The following is an 18040-nucleotide window of genomic DNA, read 5'->3' on the forward strand; positions in this document are numbered from 1 at the left end:
CGGGATTGCCGCACCGGCGGGGAATTCCGCGTCGCCTCCGGCCGGTGACATTCCGTCGTCCCAGATCAGTCTCGCACCGCTCATGCACTCGCCCCAAGACCCGTTCCGGCGGCGGTCACGTGAGTGTTCGCGCAGGTTCTCCCCGCACCGGCCGCGCCCGTCACGGCTTTCTTCAAGTATCAGGCAAAGTGCTCGGAAACGATAGGGACATTTATCCGAGAGGTACCTTCACCGGCATTCTGACCGTGATCTCGCCCATCGGTTACTGGACGATCCGTCCCAACGATCCGCGATATGCCTCACCAGGGGTCGGGGACGTCCCGGTGCAGCACGATGTATCCGTCCCGCCGGAGGACCTGCCGGTACCCGGCGGCCTCCAGTTCCCCGACCCGCCGCCGCTGCTCGGCGACCGAGGAGAAGGGGAACTCCAGCCGGCCGACGTAGGCGACCACCCACGGGGCCCCGCGCGACCGCTCGTCCCACAGCAGCACGCGGGCGCGGGACGTCAGCGCCGGTCCGACGCCGTTGGCCGCCTCGACCAGCGCGCCGTCGGGGACCGTCGCCGCCGCCGCCGACGCGGCGCGGGCCCGCTCGTTCTGCCGCCACAGCGCAGGATCGGCCAAGTGCCGGTAGGCGAAGAAGGGCGCACAGGCGAGCGTGGCGGCCAGCACCCCGGCCATCGGCAGCGCCCCCGGGACCCGCCGCCCCGTCCGTTCCCATCCGCGCAGCCGCGCCGCCCCGTCCGCCGCCGCGAGGACGAGCACGGCGACGATGAACGCGTTGTAGTGGTAGTGCGGCTCCCACCAGTTGCCGAAGCGGCTCGCGAGCATCCGCTCGGCCAGCAGCGGCACGGCGGTTAGGGTCAGCGGGGACGCCAGCGGCAGCAGGAGCAGCGGCAGGACGACCAGCGCCATCGTCACCACCTTCTGCGGCGGGTCGACGAGCACGGACGCGACGTCCCACGGATGGGTGAGGGCGTGCGCGGCGGCGTGCGGCACGTCGGGACCGAGTGCGCCGTAGGCCCAGTAGTAGTCGTTGTCGCCGCCGAAGGCCGTGATGAGCACGCGGGAGCAGACCCAGGTGGTGACCAGCCCGACCACGGCATAGGCGAGGCCGGCCCGCCGGTCGCCCCTCGGCACCAGGTCGCGCAGCCGCCGGCGCTCGCCGTCCTGCTCGTCGGGACGGGTCAGGAGGTAGAGGCCGAAGCCGGTGAGCAGGAGCCCCATGTCCTCCTTGACCAGCAGCAGCGCGAAGGCCGCGACGGCCGCCTGGCCGCGCCGTCCGGCGTCGTGCCGCTCGACCATCAGCGCCGACAGCGGCGGCACGAACGCGACCTCGTGGAAGTCGAAGGCGAGCGCCTCCGCGATCGGCCAGGACAGCGCGTAGGCGCCCGCCGCGCAGTACGCGGCGGCCGGGCCGAGCCTGCGTTCGGTGTACCGCCAGATCGGCCAGATCGCGAGCGCGAACAGCACGGCCTGCGCGACCAGCAGCGTCTCCGGGCCGTCGTGGATCCAGTAGAGCGGCGCGAGCAGGGCCAGGATCGGCGAGAAGTGGTCGCCGAGGACGGCGAAGTCGGGCCCGAATCCGTTGTGGACGCCCTTCACCATGGCGACCGGAAGGTCGAAGCGGCTGTAGGAGCGGACCGCCTGATCGAAGATCACCAGGTCGTAGCTGCCGGTCCGGAAGGCGCGCAGCCGCATCAGCGCGTACGCCGCGTACAGCAGCGCGCTCGCCGCGATCAGCGCGGCGAGCAGCAGGCGGCGGCGCCGGGTGTCTCCCCCGGTGCCGGCGGGGACCTCGCGAGCGGGCCCCTGCGCCACGACGACCTCGGCCACGCGCCGGACGCTACCACCGGTCAGGCGCGCGGCTGCGTTCCGGCCCGCGCGTTTCCGATCTCGGCATCCGCACGGCTCGTCGCGGTCGAACCTGGGGAGGTGTATGCATCCGGGAGGACAGACCACCGGGTTTTCACTGTGCGCGATCGGCTGGAGCCTTAACGTGACCGTTGTCCCCGGCCGATCAGGAGAGACCCGTGACCTCGGACTGCACCATCAGCGTCCTGCGCGACGTGCTGGGCGTGTACGACCACCGCTATCTGAGCCTCGACCGCGCCCAGCGCGAGCGGCTCGTGGAGGGCACCCGCCGCGTCATCGGCGAGGAGGGGCTGAGCGAGGCCACCCGCGCCGCCATGCCCGCGTCCGTCCGGCTCCGGGCGTTCTGCATCCAGCACGGCCTGCGCGAGGAGCTGGAGCGGCTGATCCGCGACGAGGTCGAGGGCAGCCCGGCGGGCGCCGTCGTGGTCGGCGGCCGGATCTACGCGATGTACCCCTACCTGCGCGGCGTCCCCCGGCAGGACGCCGACATCACCACCGAGGTCGGCGTCGAGCACCGGCTGGACGCGGTCTCCTGGCAGGGCCGCAAGGTGCGCATCCGCGGCGTCGCCGCGCTGCAGCGGGTCGAGACCAACCACACCGCGGTGGACGTCATCCTGCGGGAGCGGACGTCCGGCAAGGAGCACGGCTTCCCCGCCGAACCCCGCCCGGACGGCGCCGGCGGGTTCGAGGTGGTCGCCGACCCCGCCGCGGTGGAGCCCGGACGCTGGGACGTGCACGTGGCGGCGACGTCGCTCGGCGTCACCCGCGAGGCCCGCTTCGGCTCCGTCCGCGCCGAAGGACTGCGTACCAGCCCGCAGCGTCGCGCGGCGGGCCAGAAGGACGTGGCCGTCTACTTCACCAAGGGCGGCCACCTGGCGCTCTTCGTGGCCGACGCCCCCGGTAGCGCCTCGCCGCTGGCCAGGCTGCTGCGCCGGTTCGGCCGCTGAAGCACCGGCCCTGCCACGAGCGCACCTGTCCGGCCGCGGGGGCACCGGCACGGCCGCGAACACACGAAGGCGCGGGAGCGGACACACGAAGGCGCGGGAGCGCATCCGCCCCCGCGCCTCCGCAGGACGGCTCAGTCGTTCAGCCAGCTCATCATCGGGCGCAGCTTGGCGCCGGTCTTCTCGATCGGGTGCTCGGCCAGCTCGTCCCGGTACTGCTGGAACTGCTTCTGGCCGCCCTCGAACTCGTCCACCAGCTCCTTGGCGTACTGGCCGGACTGGATCTCGCCGAGGATCTTCTTCATCGCGGCCTTGGTCTCCGGCGTGATCACGCGAGGGCCGCGGCTGTAGCCGCCGTACTCGGCGTTGTCGGACACCGACCAGTACATCTTGGAGATGCCGCCCTCGTAGATCAGGTCGATGATCAGCTTCAGCTCGTGCAGGACCTCGAAGTAGGCGACCTCCGGCTGGTAGCCGGCCTCCGTCAGCACCTCGAACCCGGTCTTGATCAGCTCGGAGACGCCGCCGCACAGCACCGACTGCTCGCCGAACAGGTCGGTCTCGGTCTCCTCGGTGAACGTGGTCCTGATCCCGCCGGCGCGCAGGCCGCCGATCGCCTTGGCGTAGGACAGGGCCAGCGGCCAGGCGTTGCCGGACGGGTCCTTCTCCACGGCCACGATCACCGGCACGCCGCGCCCGGCGACGAACTGGCGGCGGACGAGGTGCCCCGGCCCCTTCGGCGCGACCATCGCCACGTCGACGCCCTCGGGCGGCTGGACGAGGTCGTAGCGGATGCTGAAGCCGTGGCCGAAGAACAGCGCGTCGCCCTCGACGAGGGCGGGCTTGATGTCCTTCTCGAAGATCTCCCGGTGGTGGTGGTCCGGGGCCAGCAGCATGATGAGGTCGGCCTCCTCGGCCGCCTCGGCCGGGGTGACGACCCGCAGGCCCTCGCTCTCCGCCTTCTCCCGGCTGGCCGACCCCTCGCGGAGCCCGACCCGCACGTCCACGCCGGAGTCGCGCAGGGAGAGCGCGTGCGCGTGCCCCTGGCTGCCGTAGCCGATGATCGCCACGTGCCGGCCCTGGATCACGCTCAGGTCGGCGGCGTCGTCGTAGAACATCTCAGCCACAGTGCTGTCGCCTTTCGTTGTTTTCCATGTCACGCGTTGTAATGAGGTGTGTTCACGCGCTGCGCTCGATGGACCGCAGCGAGCGGTCGGTGATGGACCGGGCGCCGCGGCCGATGGCCACCATGCCCGACTGCACCAGTTCCTTGATGCCGAACGGCTCCAGGACCCGGATGAACGCGTCCAGCTTGTCGCGGTTGCCGGTCGCCTCGATGGTGACGGCGTCCGGCGCGACGTCCACCACCTTGGCACGGAACAGGTTGACGGTCTCCAGGACCTGCGAGCGCGTCTCCGCGTCCGCGCGCACCTTGACCAGGACGAGCTCGCGCTGGACGGACGCGGAGGAGTCCAGCTCGACGATCTTCAGCACGTTGATCAGCTTGTTGAGCTGCTTGGTGACCTGCTCCAGCGGCAGGTCGGCGACGTTCACCACGATCGTCATCCGGGAGATCTCCGGGTGCTCGGTGACGCCGACGGCGAGGGACTCGATGTTGAAGCCGCGCCGGGAGAACAGCGCCGCGACCCTGGCGAGGATGCCGGGCTTGTTCTCCACCAGCACCGAGAGGGTGTGCAGGCTCATCGGGGTCAGTCTCCGTTCTCCCACTCGGGAGCCATGTCCCGCGCGATCTTGATGTCGTCGTTGGCGGTGCCGGCCGCGACCATCGGCCAGACCATGGCGTCCTCGTGGACGACGAAGTCGATCACGACGGGGGCGTCGTTGATCTCCATGGCCTTGTTGATGACCTCGTCGACGTCCTCGGCCTTGTCGCAGCGCAGGCCCACACAACCGTACGCCTCGGCGAGCTTGACGAAGTCGGGGATCCGCTTCGCGGCGTGCTCGGCCTGGGGCTTGAGGCCGGTGTTGGAGTAGCGCTCGTTGTAGAAGAGCGTCTGCCACTGCCGGACCATGCCGAGGTTGCCGTTGTTGATCACGGCGACCTTCACCGGGATGCCCTCGATAGCGCAGGTCGCGAGCTCCTGGTTGGTCATCTGGAAGCAGCCGTCGCCGTCGATCGCCCAGACCGTCGTGTCCGGCGCGCCGGCCTTGGCGCCCATCGCCGCGGGGACGGCGTAGCCCATCGTCCCGGCGCCGCCGGAGTTCAGGAACGCCCCCGGCCGCTCGTACTTGATGAACTGCGCGGCCCACATCTGGTGCTGGCCGACGCCCGCGACGTAGTAGGCGTCCGGCCCGGCGATCCGCCCGATCCGCTCGATGACGTACTGCGGGGACAGCGAGCCGTCCTCCGGCGTGTCGTAGCCCAGCGGGTACGTCTCGCGCCAGGCGTCGAGCTGCCGCCACCAGTCGGTGTAGTCGCCCTTGTTGCCCTGCTCGTGCTCGTTCTGCACAGCGACGATCAGGTCGGCGATGACCTCGCGGGCGTCCCCGACGATCGGGACGTCGGCGTGCCGGTTCTTGGAGATCTCCGCCGGGTCGATGTCGGCGTGCACGACCTTGGCGTGCGGCGCGAACCCGTCCAGCTTGCCGGTGACCCGGTCGTCGAACCGGGCGCCCAGGGTGACCAGCAGGTCGGCGCGCTGCAGCGCGCCGACGGCGCCGACGGAGCCGTGCATGCCCGGCATGCCCATGTGCAGCGGGTGGCTGTCGGGCAGCGCGCCCTTGGCCATGAGCGTGGTGACGACGGGCGCGCCGGTCAGCTCGGCGAGCACCTTCAGCTCGGCGGACGCCCCGGCCTTCAGCACGCCGCCGCCGACGTACAGGACCGGGCGCCTGGCGCCCACGATCAGCCGTGCCGCCTCGCGGACCTGCTTGGAGTGCGGCCGGGTGACGGGCCGGTACCCGGGGAGCTGGAGCTGGACGGGCCACTCGAACTCGAACGTGGCCTGCAGCGCGTCCTTGGCGATGTCGACGAGGACCGGCCCGGGACGGCCGGTGGAGGCGATGTGGAACGCCTCGGCGATCGTCCGGCCGATGTCGGCGGCATCGGTGACCAGGAAGTTGTGCTTGGTGATCGGCATCGTGATGCCGGCGATGTCGGCCTCCTGGAAGCCGTCCGTCCCGATGAGCGAGGACGCGACCTGGCCGGTGATCGCCACGATCGGCACCGAGTCCATGTAGGCGTCGGAGATCGCCGTGACGAGGTTGGTCGCGCCGGGCCCGCTGGTGGCCATGCAGACGCCCACCTTGCCGGTCACCATCGCATAGCCCTGGGCGGCGTGGCCGGCGCCCTGCTCGTGCCGGACGAGGACGTGGCGCAGCTTCTTGGAGTCGAACAGCGGGTCGTACGCCGGGAGGATCGCGCCACCCGGAATGCCGAACACGGTGTCGACGCCGACGTTCTCCAGGGCGCGGACCAGCGCCTGGGCTCCCGTCATCTGTTCGGTCGTCATGATTCTGCGGTTCCTTGGGGAGTGAGTCTTGGCTCGCCGGGCAACAAAAAACCCCCGCCGCCGGGAGGCGGTCGAGGGGAGGCGCGCAGGACGGAGAGCTTGGTCAGCCCGCGCGCCGACCAAGTACTACGAGGATGGTGGAAGTGCTCTGCACGGGCCTACTTTCGCCGATGTCCGGCCACTGGTCAAATCCGTGGACACTATATCCCATTATTTGAGACGACCGTGTCGCCGGTCACCCCGGCGGCCGGTCATCCGGGCGCCGGTCATCCGGCCGCCGGTCATCCGGGCAGGGGCAGCGCGACGTCGCCGGGACGGTCGCGCGCGCCGAGGTTCGTCCGCACGAGCGACTCGACCCGCCCGGCCGCCATCGGCCGCGCCACGAGGAAGCCCTGGCCGCGCGGGCAGCCCATCTCCCGCAGCAGCTCCAGCTGCTCGGGCCGCTCGATGCCCTCCGCGACCACGGCCAGCCCGAGGTCGCTGCCGAGCCGCACGATCGTGCGGGTGAGCAGCGTCAGCGTCTCGTCCGAGCCGAGCCCCGCCACGAACGACGGGTCGATCTTGATGATGTCGACCGGCAGCTGCCCGAGGTAGGCGAGCGAGGCGTACCCGGTGCCGAAGTCGTCGATCGCCAGCCGGACGCCGAGGTCGCGCAGCCGCGACAGCCGCGCCACGTTCTGGCCGGCGTCCTCGACGAGGACCTCCTCGCGGACCTCCAGCGTCAGCGCGCTCGGCGGCAGCCCGGTCTCCTCCAGCACCGCCGCGACCGACTCGGTGAACCGGGGGGCGGCGATCTGCCGGGCGGTGAAGTTCACCGACAGGCCGATGTCCCAGGAGTCGCCGCGCCACCGGGCGACCTCCCGGCACGCCTCCCGCAGCACCCACTCGCCGAGCGGGACCATCAGGCCGGACTCCTCGGCCGGGCCGATGAACTCCTCCGGCGGCACCGCCTCGTTCCCGCGCCACCAGCGCAGCAGCGCCTCCACCCCGGTCACCCGGGACGTTGCGAGGTCCACCACCGGCTGGAACTCCACCGCGAACTGCTCTTCGGCGAGCGCCGTCTGCAGGTCACTGCCGAGCTCCAGCCGCCGGACGACGTCGGCGTGCATGTGCGGCGCGTACACCTCGACGCGCCCGCCGCCCGTCTCCTTCGCGCGGGCCATCGCGAGGTCGCCGTTGCGCAGCAGGTCGGCGGCGGTGCGGCGGAGCCTGCGGCCCGCGTCCGAGCCGCCGCCCGCGGCGGCGGGCTCCTCCTCGTCCCCGGCGAACGCGATGCCGACACTCGCGGTCAGCACGATGTGCTTGGCGCCGACCTGGTAGGGGTCGACCGAGAGGACCCGCAGGAGCCGCCCGGCGAGCTCCACCGTGGCGCGCGTCTCACGGTCGTCCGGCGGGAGCTGCACGAGGACGGCGAACTCGTCGCCGCCCCAGCGGGCCACCGTGTCGTCGGACAGGACGTTCGCGCGCAGCCGCCGGGCCGCCTGCGCGAGGACCTGGTCCCCGGCCGCGTGCCCCTCCGAGTCGTTCACGGCGGTGAACCCGTCGAGGTCGACGAACACGACCGCGACCTTGCCGCCGGACGGCTGCCGCGACAGCACCTCCCGTGTCCGCTCCTCGAAGTAGGACCGGTTCGGCAGGCCCGTCAGCCCGTCGTGGAACGTCAGGTGCGCGACCTGGCGCTGCAGCGCCGCCTGCTCGCTGAGGTCCCGCGTCGTGACCAGCAGCCGGACCGGCGTCCCGTCCGAGCCGCTGTACCGCGAGATCGTCGACTCGGTCGGCAGCCAGGTGCCGTCCGCCGCCCGCACCCGGCACGACACGCGCAGCGCCTCGTCGGCCCCGCCGGGGCCCGCCCGGTCGTCCAGGAACTCGGTGAACACCGCCTGGACGTGCGGCACGTCCTCCGGGTGGACGAGCTCGTTCAGGGGGCGTCCGAGCAGTTCGTCGGACGTGTAGTGGTACATGCGCAGGGCGCCCGCGCTGGCGTACTGGACGGTCGCGTCCAGGTCGCAGATGAGCACCGCGTCGTTGATGCTCTCCGACAGCGCCCGGAAGTGCTCCTCGCCGGTGTCCACGGCCCGGCGCAGCGCGTCGTTCTCCCGCAGCAGCCCGGCGAGGCGCGCGATCAGCACCAGCGCGGCCGACCCGGCGGCGATCGACACGGCGGGCTCCAGGCCGTTCTTGCCGGTGACGGAGTGGCCCGCGACGAACAGCGCCGCCGCGGCGGCGATCGCGGCCGGCGCGATGCCCGGGCCGATCATGCGGCCTCGTTCCTCCGCGTCGACCTCGACGTCGGCGGGGATGTCGTCGACGGGCAGATCCGGCCGGGCGGCCGGGCCCGTCCACGGGACCAGCAGCAGGAGCAGCAGCCCGGCGAGGCGCAGGATGTCGGACGGGTCGTCGGCGACCCCGCCGCCGTCCAGCCGGACGAACGTGGTCACGCCGTCGGCGACCGCGATGGCCGTCAGCGCGCCGTACCCCATCCACGCGAGCCGGCGGTGCCCGCGCGCGGCGCCGAGGACGAACGGCAGCGCGGCGCAGACGAACACGATGTCGATCAGCGGGTACAGCAGCTCCAGCAGGAACTGCGGCGGCGACTCCCCCGACCGGTCGTACAGGCCGCCGAACAGCGCGACCCAGCCGAGCACGAACAGCGCGCTGGCGCAGACGTAGGTGTCCGCGACGTAGCGCAGCCACGTCCCCGCGTCGCGCGGCGGCCTGACCGGCACGATGAGGCCGGTGACCAGCGCGACCAGCGCGACCAGGTAGAACAGGTCGGGCACCGACAGGGACAGGGCGCTGCGGCCGGCGCCCGCAGACAGGGCGCTGCCGACCGCGCCGACGAACCAGGACGCCGCGGCGATCCCGTACCAGCGCCACGACGCGCGCCAGAGCCCGCCCGGGGCGCCCGGCTCAGCAGGCGCGCCGTCCGGCCGCCGGGACGACATCAGCAGGGAGATCGCGGCGGCGCCCGCGGCGGCCGCCTCCGCCCACGCGATGAAGGCCCGGCCTCCCCAGCCCAGCAGCGAACCGGTGGCGTAGAGCACGCCGACGACCGCGGCCATGGCGACCGGCAGCGCACGCGGCGGCACCCGCCTGGCGTAGTCGCCGCTCATCACGCCGTGTCCCTTCCTGCCCCCGTGGAGCTGATCGGCCCCCGCGGACGGTGAGGCCGCACGCCGGGAGAGATGGGTCCGGGACCCTCGCCGCCCGTACAACGGCCGGAAGGTCACGAATCGTGCCCCGCGCAGGGTCGGCGCAGGGCGATGGCGAGCGAACCGGCCTGCCTGGGGGGAGCATGCCTGCCGGAGCCGCCTGCCGGAGATCAGCGACGTTGCTGCACTACGGGATCACCGCGTCGCTCACTGTACGTTCCATAGGTCACGGAGCGATTGAGGCTGAGCGTCCTCCCGGCGACAAACGCCCTCGTCCTGGTTCCGTTTGGGACACCCGAAAGCCGATCGTCACCGAATCAGCGGCTTGTCCTGGCATGACGCTCGGTGACGGGGAACGACCTGCCCGCCGGATCCGTACTACCTACGGGAGGCGTCCATGCGACTGCACACGATCGTCCTGGTCTCCGCCGCGGTGGTCCTCGCGGGCTGCTCGCCCTCGCCGTCCGGCGGGGGCGGCGCGCGCACGCCGCCGCCGCTTTCGTCCAGCCCATCGGCCGGGACGGGCGGAAAGCCGGGTAAGCCGCGCACCATCGCAGCGAATCTGTCGGTGCCATGGGCGGTGGCGTTCCTGCCCGGCGGCGACGCCCTCGTCACCGAACGGGACTCGGCTCGCCTCGTGCGGGTCGCGCCGTCCGGGAAGAAGACGTCCGTCGGCACGGTGCCCGGGGTGCGGCCGCAGGGCGAGGGCGGGCTGCTGGGCGTGGCGGTGTCCCCGTCGTATTCGACGGACCACCTGATCTACCTGTACTTCACGGCCGCGTCGGACAACCGTGTCGTCCGCGCCACCTATGACGGACGCCTCGGTACCCCCGAGCCGATCGTGACGGGCATACCGAAGGGCGCCAACCACGACGGCGGCCGGCTCGCGTTCGGCCCGGACAAGATGCTCTACATCAGCACCGGCGAGACCGGCGACCCCAGCCTGGCCCAGGACAAGAACTCCCTCGGCGGCAAGATCCTGCGTGTGGCCCCCGACGGGAAGCCCGCCCCCGGCAACCCGTTCGGCAACCGCGTCTGGACCTACGGGCACCGCAACGTGCAGGGCCTCGCGTGGGACGCGAAGGGCCGACTCTACGCCACCGAGTTCGGCCAGAACCGCTTCGACGAGATCAACCTGATCGAGAAGGGCCGCAACTACGGATGGCCGGAGGTCGAGGGCATCGGCCACCGCAAGGGCTTCACCGACCCGCTCCTCACCTGGACGACCGACGAGGCGTCCCCGTCCGGCCTCGCCTACGCGGACGGCTCCCTCTGGGCCGCCGCCCTGCGCGGGCAGCGCCTCTGGCAGGTACCCCTCGACAACGGCAGGGCGGGCCGGCCGGTCGCGCACTTCGACAACGAGTTCGGCCGCCTGCGCGCCGCCGTCCGGGCCCCGGACGGCTCCCTCTGGGTGACGACCAGCAACCGCGACGGCCGCGGCAGCCCGGCCCCCGACGACGACCGCGTCCTGTCGGTCCCCCTCGGCTGACCGCCGTCCCGTGCCCGTCGGCGAGGCCACGGGACGGCGTCACGCGTCAGGACGCGCCGAGCTTCTCCAGGATCAGCTCGCGCGCCCGCCCGGCGTCGGCCTGACCGCGGGTCGCCTTCATCACGGCGCCGACGAGGGCGCCGGCGGCGGCGACCTTCCCGGCCCGGATCTTGTCGGCCACGTCCGCGTTGCCGGCGATCACCTCGTCGATGACCGAGGACAGCTCGCCCTCGTCGCTGACGACCTTCAGGCCCCGCTTCGCGACGACCTCGTCCGGGGTGCCCTCGCCCGCGAGGACGCCCTCGAACACCTTGCGGGCCAGCTTGTCGTTCAGCTCCCCGGCCGTGATCATCGCCTGCACCCGGGCGACCTGCTCCGGCGTGATCGGCAGGTCGGCCAGCTCGACGCCCTGCTCGGTCGCGCGCCGCGACAGCTCGTTCATCCACCATTTGCGCGCGGCGGCGGCGTCGACGCCCTCCGCGACCGTCGCCTCGATGAGGTCGACGGCGCCGGCGTTGACGACGTCCCGCAGTTCCAGGTCGGACAGGTTCCACTCCGTCTGGATGCGGCGGCGGCGCGCGGCCGGAAGCTCCGGCAGCGACGCGCGCAACTCCTCGACCCACTCCCGCGACGGCGCCATCGGGACGAGGTCGGGCTCGGGGAAGTACCGGTAGTCCTGCGCCTCCTCCTTGCTGCGCCCGCTGGTGGTGCGGCCGGTGTCCTCGTGGAAGTGGCGGGTCTCCTGGATCACGCGCCCGCCCGCGTCCAGCACGCCCGCCTGCCGCTCGATCTCCGACCGGACGGCCCGCTCGACCGACCGCAGCGAGTTGACGTTCTTGGTCTCCGTCCGGGTGCCCCACTCCCCCGCACCGCGCGGCATGAGCGACACGTTCACGTCGCAGCGCATCGAGCCCTGCTCCATGCGGACGTCCGAGACGTCGAGCGACCGCACCAGCTCCCGCAGTTCCGTCGCGTAGGCCCGCGCCACCAGCGGCGCCTTGTCACCGGTCGCCGGGATCGGCTTGGTGACGATCTCCACCAGCGGGATCCCGGCCCGGTTGTAGTCGACCAGCGAGTACTCGGCCCCGTGGATGCGCCCCGTCGAGCCGCCCACGTGCAGCGACTTGCCGGTGTCCTCCTCCATGTGGACGCGCTCGATCTCGATCCGGTACGTCTCGCCGTCGACCTCGACGTCCAGATGACCGTCCACGCAGAGCGGCTCGTCGTACTGCGAGATCTGGAAGTTCTTCGGCATGTCCGGATAGAAGTAGTTCTTCCGAGCGAACCGGCACCACTCCACGATGTCGCAGTTCAGCGCCAGGCCGATCTTGATGATGCCCTCGATCGCCGCGTGGTTGGTCACCGGCAGCGACCCCGGCAGCCCGAGACACACCGGGCACACCTGCGTGTTCGGCTCGGCCCCGAACTCCGTCGGGCACCCGCAGAACATCTTCGACGCGGTGCCCAGCTCGATGTGCGTCTCGATCCCGAGCACCGGCTCGAACTTCGCCAGCGCCTCGTCATAGTTCATCAGCGTGTCCACGCTCACAGGTACCGCAGTCCTTTCAACGCATTCATCGTCCCGAGGAACGGCGGGACGTCCAGCCTGAAGTCCAGGAAGGACTTGAAGCCGTCCATCTCGACGCGCGTGATCACTGACGTACCGCCGTTCCAGATCGCCTAGAGTTCCGGGGCCTGGGTCAGGAGGGGGCCGCCCCAGCGGTCTTCGAGGGCCCGCTCGACGGCGGCGCCGACGCGGTAGACGCGATCGTCGCCGAGGACGGGCGCCATGATCTGCAGGCCGACTGGGAGGCCGTCCGACAGTCCGCACGGCACTGAGATCGCGGCGTTGCCCGTGAGGTTGGCCGGGATGGTGCACAGGTCGGCCAGGTACATCGCGATCGGGTCGTCGGCGCGCTCGCCGATGGGGAACGCGGTCGTCGGCGTCGTCGGCGAGACCAGCACGTCGACCTGCTCGAACGCGGCCTCGAAGTCGCGCTTGATCAGTGTGCGGACCTGCTGCGCCTTGCCGTAGTAGGCGTCGTAGTAGCCCGAGGAGAGCGCGTAGGTGCCGAGCATGATGCGCCGCTTGACCTCGGGGCCGAAGCCCTCGGCGCGGGTCAGCGCCATGACCTCCTCGGCGCTGCGGGAGCCGTCGTCGCCGACGCGCAGGCCGTACCGCATGGCGTCGAAGCGGGCCAGGTTGGACGAGCACTCCGACGGCGCGATCAGGTAGTAGGCGGGCAGTGCGTACGTGAAGTGCGGGCAGGAGACCTCGACGACCTTCGCGCCGAGGGACTCCAGGAGTTCGACCGCCTCGGTGAAGCGGGCCGAGACGCCCGCCTCGTAGCCGTCGCCGGCGAACTCCTTCACCACGCCGACGCGCAGGCCGTTGACGTCGGCGTGGCGCGCGGCCTCCACGACCGGCGGGACGGCCTCGCTCACCGAGGTGGAGTCCATCGGGTCGTGGCCGCTGAACGCCTCGTGCAGCAGCGCGGCGTCGAGGACGTTGCGCGCGAACGGGCCGGGCGTGTCGAGCGACGACGCGAACGCGATCACCCCGTACCGGGACGAGCCGCCGTAGGTGGGCTTCATCCCGACGATGCCGGTGACGGCGGCGGGCTGCCGGATGGAGCCGCCCGTGTCGGTGCCCGTCGACAGTGGCGCCTCGTACGCCGCGACCGCCGCCGAGGACCCGCCGGACGAGCCGCCGGGGATGCGCTCCAGATCCCACGGGTTGCGCGAGGTCTTGTAGGCGCTGTTCTCCGTGGACGAGCCCATGGCGAACTCGTCCATGTTCGTCTTGCCGAGGATCACCAGCCCGGCCTGCCGCAGCCGCGCCGTGACGGTCGCGTCGTACGGCGGCCGCCACCCCTCGAGGATCTTGGACCCGGCGGTCGTGGGCATGTCCGCGGTGGTGAAGACGTCCTTGTGCGCGATGGGGACGCCGGCCAGCGGGCCGAGCTCCTCCCCCGACGCGCGCCGCTCGTCCACCTTCCGCGCCTGCGCCAGCGTCGTGTCCCGGTCGACGTGCAGGAACGCGTTGACCTGCCCGTCCACGGCCGCGATGCGGTCCAGATGCGCCTCGGCCACCTCGACGGCCGACACCTCACCGGCGGCGAGCAGCCCTCCGAGCTCCGCCGCCCCCTTCCTGACCAGCTCCATCAGAATCCCTCCCGGGGGGAGGACGCCCCAGATCCCCCGCCGCGTGCCGCCTGACCGGCGACCTCCACTCCGCCGCGCTGCGTTCGGATCACCGGTCAGGCCTCCTCGTCCAGGATCCGCGGGACGCGGAAGCGCTGCTCCTCGGCGGCCGGCGCACCGGACAGGGCCTGCTCGGGCGTGAGGCACTGCCGTACCTCGTCCGTCCGGTACACGTTGGTCAGCGGCAGCGCGTGCGAGGTGGGCGGGATGTCCTCCGCCGCGACCTCCTGCACCCGCGCGACCGCGGAGATGATCTGGTCGAGCTGGGCGGCGAGATGGTCGAGCTCATCGTCGCCGAGCGCCAGCCGGGACAGCCGGGCGAGGTGCGAGACCTCGTCACGGGTGATGGCGGACATGAGAGAAACCGTTCCTGCGATGAATTGGGTTCCCGCCCATCCTATGGGCCGCGCGCCGCGCACCCCGACCGGTTTACGCAGGCATGATCCCGGCGCGCCGTTTCAACTCCGCACACGGGGAACGCTTGTCCCGTCCACCCCCGGGACGACGAGAGGAGCCCGCCGTGACCATCGGCGGCAGCATCGCACTGATCATCATCGGCGCGATCATGGCCTATGCGGTCAACTACGAGTTCAGCGGCATCGACATCCGGCTGGTCGGCGTGATCCTGATGGTCGGCGGCCTGATCGGCCTCGTCATCGGCATCATGCGGATCGTGTCCGCCCGCCGCTCCGTCGAGCGGCGCCCCCCGCCGCGCGTTCGCGAGGAGTACTACGAGGAAGACTACGAGGCCCGCCGCCGCGGGTTCTGACCTCTACTGCGGCTGCTGGGGCGGCTGATACTGCCGCGGCACGGCCTGCGGGCCGGTGCCCGGCTGCGGATACGCCTGCGGCGGGACTGCCGCCTGCTGCTGGAACGGGAACGTCACCTGCTTCGGCGGCGTCTCCTTCATCCCCATCAGCGCCCCGGCGCCGATGACCGCGCACGACACCATGGCGAAGCCGGCGGCCATCAGCCCGCCGAGATCTTCGAGCTTGAAGGGGTCCGCGGACGCGGAATCGATCATCCCGAAGAACATGAACCCGATCCCTAAGAGGGAAAGCCCGAAGATCACTCCGCGCGCAGCGTTGTTCATGACGCGTGATGGTAGCGGCCCCCACCGACATCCCGTAAGACCATCCGCAAAGTAGCCTGTCATCCCCCGCGAGGCCGCACGGTCCCCCTTGGACACCACCCCCACCGAACGGCCGCGACCCCCTCGGCTCCAAACCCAGCCACCACTTCCGGGCAGGCACGCGGAGCAAGCCCTGCGAGCGCCCCGGTCAAGCCCAGCGCGCCGCGCCCCCACAGCGCAGGCGAGCGAGGAGACCCGTCCCGCGCAGCCGGGGAGCCTCGGGGCCCCCGAACCACAGGGTTTGAACCCCAGCCCCCGGTTACGGGCAGGGACGCGGAGGGAGCGCCAGCGAGCGCAGCGGCCATGCCCGGCGCGCCGCGTCCCCGCAGCGCAGGGAGCGCCAGCGACCGGAGCGAGGAGACCCGTGCCGCGCAGCCGGGGGGTTCGGGCGGTCGCCCCCCCGGTAAAAACCAGCCCGGCGCGCCGCGTCCCCGCAGCGCAGCGGAGCGCCAGCGGAGTGGAGCGAGGAGACCCGTGCCGCGCAGCCGGGGGGCTCGGGGGGGTCGCCCCCCCGGTAGATCACGCCGCGGGCTCGGGGGCTTTTTGGGCGTGGCGGCGGAGCCAGTCGGTGGCGGTCGCGGCGTCCATGGGGCGGCCGAAGTGCCAGCCTTGGGCGGCGTCGCAGCCCATGTCGCGGAGGGCTTGGGCGGTGGCGGGGGTTTCGACGCCCTCGGCGACGGAGCGGAGGCCGAGGGTGCGGACGAGGTCGACGATGGAGCGGACGATGACGGCGTCGTCGGGGGACTCGACGATGCGCCGGACGAACGAGGCGTCGATCTTGATCTCTTCGACGGGGAGCCGCTTGAGCCGGACGAGGGAGGAGTAGCCGGTGCCGAAGTCGTCGAGGCTGAGCGGGATGCCGAGTTCGGCGAGGGCGCTGACGGTGTCGGAGGCGTAGGCGGGCTCGTTCATCAGGATGCGTTCGGTGATCTCCAGTTGGAGCGCGGCGGCGGGCAGGCCGCGGGCGAGGAGGCCCTCTTCGATCGTCTCGGTGAGGCCGGTGTCGAGGAGGTCGCGTCCGGAGGCGTTGACGGCGACCTGGACGGCGAGGTTCTCGCGCCACCAGGCGGCGGTCTGCGCGAGCGCGGCGGTGACGACGTGGTGGGTGATCGAGCGCATCAGGTAGGTCTGCTCGGCGATCGGGAGGAAGGCGTGGGGTTCGAGGACGCCCTTGGCGGGGTGCCGCCAGCGGAGCAGCGCCTCCATGCCGACGAGGTGGCCGTCCCGCAGCGAGACCTTCGGCTGGTAGAACAGCTCGAGTTCGGAGCGGTCGATGGCGCGGCGGAGGTCGCCGAGCATGCCGAGCCGTTCCGGGGAGTTGCGGTCTTTGCGGGGCGAGTAGATCTCGACGCCGGTGCGCGCCTCTTTGGCGTTGTACATGGCGACGTCGGCGCGCTGCAGGAGCAGTTCGAAGTCGGGTGCGTGGTCGGGGAACAGCGCGATGCCGACGCTGGCCTCCAGGTCGAACGACATGCCGTCCAGCCGGACGGGTTCGCTGAGCGCGGCGCGGAGCCGGGCGGCGACTTCGCGGGCGGCGGTCTCGTCCCGGACGGTGGGCAGCAGCACCGCGAACTCGTCGCCGCCGAGCCGCGCGACGAGGTCGCCGGGGCGGACGCTGTGGGTGAGCCGGTGCGCGACGAGTTGCAGCAGCCGGTCGCCGGTGGGGTGCCCGAGGGTGTCGTTGACCTCCTTGAACCGGTCGAGGTCGAGCAGGAACAGCCCGGCGCGGTGGCTGGGCGGGTCGGTGGTCTTGCGGCAGCGGGTGCCGAGGGCGCCCGCGCGGCGCCGGTCGGCGCCGCGGTTCTCCGCGCCTCGCGCTCCGGCGAGGGCCTCCTCGGTGCGGACGATCAGGAGCTTGCGGTTGGGCAGCCCGGTCAGCCCGTCGTGCAGGGCCTGGTGCTCGCGCCGGACCGACACGGAGGCGTTCAGGTAGACGGCGATGAACGGCAGCACGATGAGCGGGACGAAGAGGGCGGATCGGTCCATCGCGACGACGATCAGCGGGGCGAGGCCGAGTAGCGCGAGATGGACGAGGACCTGGTAGCCGAGGTCCAGGCGGAGTGCCCTGACCAGGGAGATTCGGGCGTGCAGGGCGACGGCGGAGCCGACGAGGGTGTCGTTGCAGGCGAAGTAGACGGCGCCGGCGAGCGCGATCGCGGGCAGGTCGGAGCCGTGCGGGACCCACAGGCCGGACGGCGTGGCGAGGTCGCCGAACAGGGCGAGGACGAGTTGGGCGGCGGCGAGGCTGAGGGTGTACTGGGCGGCGTTGAAGGCGATCCGGTGGGGGGCGCGGCCGCGGAGGATGCCGCAGGTGATGACGGCGACGGCCTGGAGGGCTGCGGCGATGGGCAGGCCGGCGTACAGCAGCGCGGCGAACGAGAACGTGGTGGACGTGGTGGCGCCGTTGTTCTCGGTGGAGCCGGGCGTGATGATCGGGCGGAGTTCGCCGAAGATGATGAAGCAGCCGAGGATCCAGAACACGGGGGTGCTGACGAGGGCGTCCAGGTCGGCCGCGCTCAGCCCGGAGAACGCGGCCCCGCCGGCCGCGACGCCGAGCAGGATGACCACGACGAAGTAGATCCACAACGGGGAACCACGGCGCGGGGCCGTGTTCCGTGTGTTGTTCGGGTCCTTCATCACATCCTCGGGGGGTTCGGGGGCCGTCCCCGGCTCCGGACGTCCCCGACCTCGGGGGACGCCCCCTGGGTGCTACGTCCGGAGATTCAGGTGTAGGTCGTGATGAGAGGGAGAGTACGGCCTCTGCTCAACTTC

Annotated in this window: 13 protein-coding genes; 3 read left to right on the plus strand and 10 right to left on the minus strand. The window is 71.9% G+C overall.

Annotated elements, in window-relative coordinates:
- Positions 1-299: 299 nt before the first annotated feature.
- On the minus strand, positions 300-1835 hold the full coding sequence (locus SM418_RS25130) for a DUF2079 domain-containing protein (RefSeq protein ID WP_371943615.1): 1536 nt from the start codon (positions 1833-1835) through the stop codon (positions 300-302).
- Between the two features lie 197 nt (positions 1836-2032).
- Here SM418_RS25130 and SM418_RS25135 point away from each other — a divergent pair, with 197 nt between their 5' ends.
- Positions 2033-2821 (plus strand): hypothetical protein, encoded by a 789-nt coding sequence (locus SM418_RS25135; protein WP_371943616.1) that lies wholly within the window; start codon positions 2033-2035, stop codon positions 2819-2821.
- A 131-nt stretch (positions 2822-2952) separates the two neighbouring features.
- On the opposite strand, the gene ilvC is transcribed toward SM418_RS25135, so the two are convergent.
- The 4 genes from ilvC to SM418_RS25155 all read right to left on the minus strand — a co-directional run bounded on the left by ilvC (position 2953) and on the right by SM418_RS25155 (position 9404).
- Positions 2953-3936 (minus strand): ketol-acid reductoisomerase, encoded by a 984-nt coding sequence (gene ilvC, locus SM418_RS25140; protein WP_371943658.1) that lies wholly within the window; start codon positions 3934-3936, stop codon positions 2953-2955.
- Positions 3937-3997: 61 nt separating this feature from the next.
- Positions 3998-4522: an acetolactate synthase small subunit gene (gene ilvN / locus SM418_RS25145; protein ID WP_371943617.1), complete on the minus strand. Its 525-nt coding sequence runs from the start codon at positions 4520-4522 to the stop codon at positions 3998-4000.
- A gap of 5 nt (positions 4523-4527) precedes the next feature.
- Positions 4528-6414 (minus strand): acetolactate synthase large subunit, encoded by a 1887-nt coding sequence (locus SM418_RS25150; RefSeq protein WP_371943618.1) that lies wholly within the window; start codon positions 6412-6414, stop codon positions 4528-4530.
- Between the two features lie 158 nt (positions 6415-6572).
- On the minus strand, positions 6573-9404 hold the full coding sequence (locus SM418_RS25155) for a putative bifunctional diguanylate cyclase/phosphodiesterase (protein ID WP_371943619.1): 2832 nt from the start codon (positions 9402-9404) through the stop codon (positions 6573-6575).
- Between the two features lie 436 nt (positions 9405-9840).
- On the opposite strand from SM418_RS25155, the gene SM418_RS25160 reads away from it, so the two are divergent.
- Positions 9841-10932, plus strand: coding sequence for a PQQ-dependent sugar dehydrogenase (locus tag SM418_RS25160; RefSeq protein ID WP_371943620.1), 1092 nt, complete (start codon positions 9841-9843; stop codon positions 10930-10932).
- A 46-nt stretch (positions 10933-10978) separates the two neighbouring features.
- Here the strand turns inward: SM418_RS25160 and gatB are convergent, their stop codons facing one another.
- The 3 genes from gatB to gatC all read right to left on the minus strand — a co-directional run bounded on the left by gatB (position 10979) and on the right by gatC (position 14492).
- On the minus strand, positions 10979-12463 hold the full coding sequence (gene gatB, locus SM418_RS25165) for an Asp-tRNA(Asn)/Glu-tRNA(Gln) amidotransferase subunit GatB (protein WP_371943659.1): 1485 nt from the start codon (positions 12461-12463) through the stop codon (positions 10979-10981).
- Between the two features lie 149 nt (positions 12464-12612).
- Positions 12613-14097 (minus strand): Asp-tRNA(Asn)/Glu-tRNA(Gln) amidotransferase subunit GatA, encoded by a 1485-nt coding sequence (gene gatA, locus SM418_RS25170; RefSeq protein WP_371943621.1) that lies wholly within the window; start codon positions 14095-14097, stop codon positions 12613-12615.
- Between the two features lie 95 nt (positions 14098-14192).
- Complete coding sequence (gatC, locus tag SM418_RS25175) at positions 14193-14492, minus strand: Asp-tRNA(Asn)/Glu-tRNA(Gln) amidotransferase subunit GatC (RefSeq protein ID WP_371943622.1); 300 nt, start codon at positions 14490-14492, stop codon at positions 14193-14195.
- A gap of 164 nt (positions 14493-14656) precedes the next feature.
- On the opposite strand from gatC, the gene SM418_RS25180 reads away from it, so the two are divergent.
- Positions 14657-14905 carry a DUF6458 family protein gene (locus SM418_RS25180; RefSeq protein WP_371943623.1) on the plus strand — a complete coding sequence of 83 codons (249 nt, stop codon included), beginning with the start codon at positions 14657-14659 and terminating at the stop codon, positions 14903-14905.
- 3 nt (positions 14906-14908) lie between these two features.
- Here SM418_RS25180 and SM418_RS25185 read toward each other — a convergent pair whose 3' ends face one another.
- Positions 14909-15229: a hypothetical protein gene (locus tag SM418_RS25185; protein WP_371943624.1), complete on the minus strand. Its 321-nt coding sequence runs from the start codon at positions 15227-15229 to the stop codon at positions 14909-14911.
- Between the two features lie 558 nt (positions 15230-15787).
- Positions 15788-17905 (minus strand): putative bifunctional diguanylate cyclase/phosphodiesterase, encoded by a 2118-nt coding sequence (locus SM418_RS25190; protein WP_371943625.1) that lies wholly within the window; start codon positions 17903-17905, stop codon positions 15788-15790.
- Between the last annotated feature and the right edge of the window lie 135 nt (positions 17906-18040).

Source organism: Actinomadura chokoriensis, from assembly GCF_041463665.1.
Taxonomy (GTDB): domain Bacteria; phylum Actinomycetota; class Actinomycetes; order Streptosporangiales; family Streptosporangiaceae; genus Spirillospora; species Spirillospora chokoriensis_A.